This is a genomic window from uncultured Sphingomonas sp. (assembly GCF_964250165.1).
Classification (GTDB): domain Bacteria; phylum Pseudomonadota; class Alphaproteobacteria; order Sphingomonadales; family Sphingomonadaceae; genus Sphingomonas.
Genome location: NZ_CAXUEK010000105.1, coordinates 1 through 6,414 on the forward strand (window position 1 = coordinate 1; position 6,414 = coordinate 6,414).

Annotated in this window: 4 protein-coding genes; all 4 read left to right on the forward strand. The window is 68.3% G+C overall.

The annotated features are described in order from the left end of the window. Positions 1–459 (forward strand): adenosylhomocysteinase (locus tag ACFE64_RS14470; protein ID WP_375393161.1); only part of this gene is annotated, 459 nt, incomplete at its 5' end. 167 nt (positions 460–626) lie between these two features. Then, a complete protein-coding gene (locus tag ACFE64_RS14475; protein ID WP_375393162.1) occupies positions 627–3,692 on the forward strand; it encodes a TonB-dependent receptor plug domain-containing protein in 3,066 nt (1,021 codons plus the stop codon). An 81-nt stretch (positions 3,693–3,773) separates the two neighbouring features. Next, positions 3,774–6,119, forward strand: coding sequence for a PAS-domain containing protein (locus ACFE64_RS14480; RefSeq protein ID WP_375393163.1), 2,346 nt, complete (start codon positions 3,774–3,776; stop codon positions 6,117–6,119). A gap of 35 nt (positions 6,120–6,154) precedes the next feature. Beyond that, positions 6,155–6,414, forward strand: a 260-nt coding sequence (gene tsaE / locus ACFE64_RS14485; protein ID WP_375393164.1) for a tRNA (adenosine(37)-N6)-threonylcarbamoyltransferase complex ATPase subunit type 1 TsaE, incomplete at its 3' end; no start/stop codon positions are given.

Below are 6,414 nucleotides of genomic sequence, written 5' to 3' on the forward strand. Positions count from 1 at the left end.
GCCGACGTCATCACCGCCGATCACATGAAGGCGATGAAGCCGATGGCGATCGTCTGCAACATCGGCCATTTCGACAGCGAGATCCAGATCGCGGCGCTGTCCAACTACAAGTGGACCGAGGTGAAGCCCGGCACCGACCTGGTCGAATTTCCTGACGGCAAGCAGATCATCGTGCTCGCCAAGGGCCGGCTGGTGAACCTGGGCTGCGCGACGGGGCACCCGAGCTTCGTGATGAGCGCCAGCTTCACCAACCAGACGCTGGCGCAGATCGAGCTGTGGACCAAGGGCGACGACTACGAGAACCGCGTCTACGTCCTGCCCAAGCACCTGGACGAGAAGGTGGCGGCGCTGCACCTCGCGAAACTGGGCGTGCAGCTGTCGCAGCTGAGCGAGAAGCAGGCCAACTATATCGGCGTGCCGGTGGCGGGGCCGTTCAAGCCGGATCATTACCGGTATTGAGCCAGGTTGAAAGGCGGTGATGGCCCGCGGATGCTCAGGCGTCTGCGGGCCTTTTTCATGTTGCGCGAAAGCTACAGTTCGTCTGAAATGTTCACGGGGCCTTGCGAGCAAGGCAGGATTGGTGACGTTGCGCCGCGGGCGGGGGCCGATTTGATGAGGGTTTATCAATGCGTCGCTCGCCGTGCATTTCCGCTCTTGCAGTATCGCTCGCCGCGCTGACGGCAGGCCTGGCCACCCCGGCCGGCGCGCAGACCGCATCCCCGGGCAATTACCCCTCCAACGTCCCGGCGCCGTCTAATCAGGCGGCCGGCGCGTGCCAGGGACCGGACGCGACAAGCAACCCCGCCTGCGCTCAGGTCACCGCCAACGCGGACGGCACGACCGCCGACGCCGCGAGCGCGCCGACCCGTGACGTGGTGGTGACCGGCTCGCGCATCCGTCGGCCCGATTACGAGACGGCCAGTCCGATCGTGTCGCTCGACTCCAATACGCTGCAGCAGTCCGGCACCACCAACGTCACGGACTTCCTGACCGGCTATCCGGCGCTGATCGGCTCCTCCACCTCGGCGCAGAACTCGGGCGACCGGGCCGGCATCGGTGCGACGGGCCTCAACCTGCTCAACTTGCGCAATCTTGGCACGCAGCGCACGCTGGTGCTGGTGGACGGCCGTCGCCACGTCGGCGGCGTGCCGGGCGATGCGTCGGTCGACATCAACACGATCCCAGAAGACCTGATCGACCGGATCGACGTGCTTACGGGCGGCGCTTCGGCGATCTACGGCGCGGATGCCGTAACCGGCGTGGTCAACTTCGTGTTGAAGCACGATTTCGAGGGGATCACCGGTCGCGCGCAGGCGGGCATCTCCGAGCAGGGGGATGCGGGCCAGCGTCTGCTGACGGTGACGGCGGGTAAGAACTTCGCCGGCGGCAAGGGCAACGTTGCCGTCGCGTACGAATACGGCATGAACGATCGCTACTCGACGCAGGATAGGGATTATCTGCGCGGACCACAGGCCGTGTTCTTCCAGCGCAACGGGGCCTACACGGCCAACACGCCCGGCTCCTACCTCTACGTGCCCTATACCGATCTCCGTTACGCCGACACGGCGCGCAACGGCGCGGTAGACATCGATGGAGACGGCATTCCCGAGTTCACCGGCACGGGCGCGGTCTATGATCGCGGCCAGCTGCTGCCGGGCAATGCCTATACCGTCGGCGGTTCCTCCACCTCGCTGGCCGACTACGGCAACGATCTGCTGCCGCAGGTGGAGCGGCACGTCGTGAATGCGCTGGCGCACTATGATTTCTCGCCAGCCCTCACGCTGTTCGCCGAAGGCAAGTTTGCGCTGACGCGGTCCTACTCGCTCGGGCAGCCTTCGTTCGACTATTACCTCTTCGTTCCGCAGGACAATCCCTATATCCCGGCCAACGTGCGCGCCGCCATCGATCCGGCGCTCGGCGGCGTGCTCGTGACCCGCGACAATTTCGACCTGGGCCAGCGCGGCGAGTACATCACGCGCAAGACCTATCGCACCGTTGTCGGCGCGCGCGGCGACCTGGATGATGCGACGCATTACGAAGTCTCTTACGTCTTCGGGCAGACAGATGTGACCAATCACTTCGTCAATGACCAGTACACCGATCGGTTCTATGCGGCGATTGACGCCGTGCGGAACGCCGCAGGCCAGATCGTCTGCCGTGTCGACACACCGGGCGGCGTTACCACGGACCAGCCCTACAACCCTACCCGGACGGTGAACGGATCGACGTTCGGGGCCGGGCAGTGCCAGCCGCTCAACATCTTCGGCGAGGGCGTAGCGAGCCAGGCCGCGTTGAACTTCGTCCGCGCGGAGACGACCGAGCAGTCGTACCTGACCCAGCACGTCGTCAGCGGATCGCTGTCGGGCGATTTCCGTCATCTGTTCAGCCTGCCCGGCGGCGAACTCGGCTATTCGCTGGGTGCGGAGTATCGCCGCGAGAAGTCGGTGTTCACGCCGGACGCGCTGGAGCAGCAGGGTCTGACGTTCAGCAACAAGCTTTCGCCGACCGCAGGCGCCTATGACGTCAAGGAAGTGTTCGCCGAGCTCGACGCGCCGCTCCTCAAGGACCGGCCGTTCTTCCAGCTGGTCGATCTGGCCGCGGCGATCCGCTATTCAGACTATTCGACGATCGGCAGCACAACCACCTACAAGCTCGATGCCACCTGGGCGCCGGTGCGCGACATCCGTTTCCGCGGCACCTATTCCTATGCCGTGCGGGCGCCGAACATCGGCGAGCTGTTCGGCGGCACGTCGCAGACGTTCGAATTCTTCGATGATCCTTGCAAGACCGAAAATCTTAGCCTCGGCGCCTCCACGCGCGCGACGAACTGCACCGCGCTGCTGAGCGCGGCGGGGCTGTCCGCCGCACAGATCGCGGCCTTTGAGGATCCGCGCTCCACCAACATCCCCGGCACGCAATCGGGCAATGCCGACCTGGCGGCGGAGCGGGCGCGGACTTGGACGGCGGGCGTGGTGCTGCAGCCGCGCTTCCTGCCTGGCCTCACCGCCTCCTTCGATTGGTATGACATCAAATTGAAGAGCGCGATCAACACGGTCAACGCGCAGCAATTAGCAGAGCTCTGCGTCGATCAACCGACCATCGCCAACGTGTTCTGCCAGTCGATCACGCGTCAGCAGGGCACCGGGCTAATCAACGGCTTCGTCGTCGCGCCGCAGAATGTGGCGCAGTTCCAGACCGCCGGGCTTGACGCGAACATCAGCTACCACTTCAAGCTCGCCTCCCTGGGGTCGTTCAACGTCAAGATCGTGGGCGGGTATCTCAACAAGCTGAGCTTCGTGGGCACGCCGGGGGCTGACCCGACCGACGAGCTGCAATATCCCTACTCGCCCAAGTTTCAGGCGAATGGCGATTTCACCTTCTCGCGCGGGCCGTTCACGCTCAACTATGGCCTGTCCTGGTTCGACAAAACCTACCGGACGCTAAGCACCCAGATCGACGCGACCGTGTTGGCCGGCAATCCGAACTACATCAATCCGCAATACGCTTTCTACAAGGATCGGTGGGTGCACGATCTGTATCTGAGTATCGACGTGAACAAGAACTTCCAGTTCTACGGCGGCGTCAACAACTTCACTAACGCGCGGCCATCTTATGGCACACGGCTATACCCGGTCGACGCGGTGGGCCGGTTCCTGTTTGCGGGCGCGCGGGTCAAGCTGCCCAAGTTCTGACCTGACGGTGACGGTGGACGGTTCGGAGGTGGGCCGCCCTAGCCCCTTTTGGCCGCCTCCGTTCTCGCCTAGACCTCGCTCATGGTGACGTTGGGGACGGGGGCGCTGGCGGCGGCGGGGGCCGTGCTGCTGCTGTTGATCGGCGGCGGCGTGCTGGCTCTTTTCGCGGGCCTCCGGGCGCGCGGCGAGGCGGCCGCCGCGGTGGCCGAGAACGCCCGGCTGCAGGCGCGGCTCGGCGCGGCGCCGGCGCTCGCGCTGACCGTCCGGGGCGACGGACGGGTCGAGACGGGGCCGCGGCTGGCGGACTGGCTCGGTCTGACCGAGCCGCCGCGCTTCCTGGCGGACCTTGCGGATGGCGAGCGCGGCCTGTCGGCTGCGGACGCGGCGGCGGTGCAGGCGGACGTGACGGCGGCGCAGCGCGCGGGCCGACCGTTCGAGCGGGCGGTGCGGCCGCTCGGCTCGACGCGGACGCTGACGCTGCGCGGCGCCCGTGCGCCGGGCGAGGAGGGGCAGACCGGCGCGGTGCTGGTCTGGGTGTTCGACGCGACCGATCGCGAGGCGGAGATCGCGCGGCTGGGCGGCGAAGCGGGGCGGCTGCGCCGGGCGTTCGAGGCACTCACCGCGCTCATCGAGGTCGCGCCGCTGCCGATGTGGTATCGCGGACCGGACCTCAAGCTGTCGATGGTCAACTCCGCCTATGTCACCGCGGTCGAGGGCGCCGACGCCGCCGACGTGGTGGCGCGCGGGCTGGAGCTGGTGGAGGGGCAGGGCGCGCGCGGGCCGCTCGCCGGCGCGGAGGCGGCGCGGCTCAACGGGCGGCCGCACGAGGCGGTGCTGCCCGCGACGATCGGCGGCGACCGGCGGACGCTGCGCATCTATGACGTGCCCCTCACGACGGGCGGGGTCGCCGGCTTCGCGGTCGATATCGAGGAGCTGGAGCAGGCGCGCTCCGGGCAGAAAAGGTTTGCCGAGGCGCAGCGGGCGATGCTCGACCGGCTGTCGGCGGGCGTCGCGCAGTTCGCGGCCGACCGGACGCTGGTCTTTTCCAACCAGCCCTTCCGCCGCATGTTCGCGATGCGCGGCGAATGGCTGGCCGACCGCCCGGAGTTCGAGCGCGTGCTGGAGCGGATGCGCGAGGCGGACCGGTTGCCGGACGTGCGCGATTTCCCCGGCTGGAAGGCCGAGCGGCGCGACTGGTTCTTCCAGACCGAGGGTGCGGCCGAGGAGAATTGGCACTTGTCGGGCGGCACGCACCTGCGCGTGGTGGCGCAGCCGCTGCCGGACGGCGGCCTGCTGCTGATCTTCGAGGACCGCACCGAGCAGGTGCAGCTCGCGTCGGCGCGCGACACGCTGCTGCGGGTGCGCACCGCGACCTTCGACAATCTGTTCGAGGCGCTGGGCGTGTTCGCGGCGGACGGACGGTTGCAGCTCTGGAACAACCGCTTCCGCACGCTGTGGGGGATGGAGGAGGAGTTCCTGGCCGCGCACCCGCGCGTCGATGCGTTCGCCGAGGTCGCGGCCAAGCAGCTCGCCACGCCGACCCGCGCGGCGTTGATCCCCGAGCTGGTGCGCTCGGCGACCGGCGAACGGCAGCAGCGCACGGGGCGCGTGGCGTTCGCGGACGGCCGGCATTTCGAGTTCGCCGGCGTGCCGCTGCCAGACGGCAACGCGCTGTTCACGCTGCTCGACATCACCGACAGCCGCCGCGCCGAGCAGGCGCTGCGGGACCGCAATACGGCGCTCGAAGACGCAGACCGCGTCAAGACGCAGTTCGTCGCGAACATGAGCTATGAATTGCGCACGCCGCTCACGTCGATCGGGGGGTTCGCCGAGATGCTCCACGGGGGCTATGCGGGCAAGCTGACCAAGACGGCGGACAAATATGTCGAGGCGATCCTGGAATCGGTCGAGCGGCTCGGCCTGCTGATCGACGACGTGCTCGACCTGACGCAGGGCGACGACGAACAGGCGCGCGGCGACGTCGATCTGGCGGCGACGGCGCGGGCGGCGGCGGAGACGGTGCGGCCGGCGGTGGCGCGGCGCAAGCTGGACCTGGCGGTGGAGGTGGCGCGCTCGACGGGACGGGTCACGGGCGATTCGCGGCGCCTGCGCGAGATGATCGAGCACCTGTTGCGTCATGCGGTCGCGGCGGTGCCCGATGGCGGCCGCGTACTGCTCCATGCGGACGGCCATGCGACGGCCGCGCGGATCGTGGTCACGGACGACGGCCCGGGCATGGACGCGGAGACGCAGGCGCGCGCGTTCAACCGCTTTGCCGAGCCCGGCATCCAGCCGACCGGCGAACGCGCGCTCGGCCTGGGGCTGCCGCTGGCGAAGCAGTTCGCCGAGGCGCATGGCGGCACGATCGCGCTGGTCAGCGAACCGGGGGAGGGCACGCTGGTGACGGTGGAGCTGCCGCGGCGGTGAGCGACGAGCGAAATCTTTCCCGTCCCGGGGAGGAAGTGCTGCTCCCGGATCCCGCTGCCACCGAGGCGTTCGGGCGGGCGCTGGCCGGCATCGTCCGAACCGGCGATGTCGTCACGCTCTCCGGCCCGCTCGGCGCGGGCAAGACGAGCATCGCGCGCGGGCTGCTCGCCGCGCTGGGGCTAGCCGGCGAGGCGCCGTCGCCCAGCTTCGCGATCGTGCAGCCCTACGCCCCCCCCGAGGTGCGGCTGCCGGTGCTGCACGTCGATCTGTACCGGATCGACGACGCGGGCGAGAT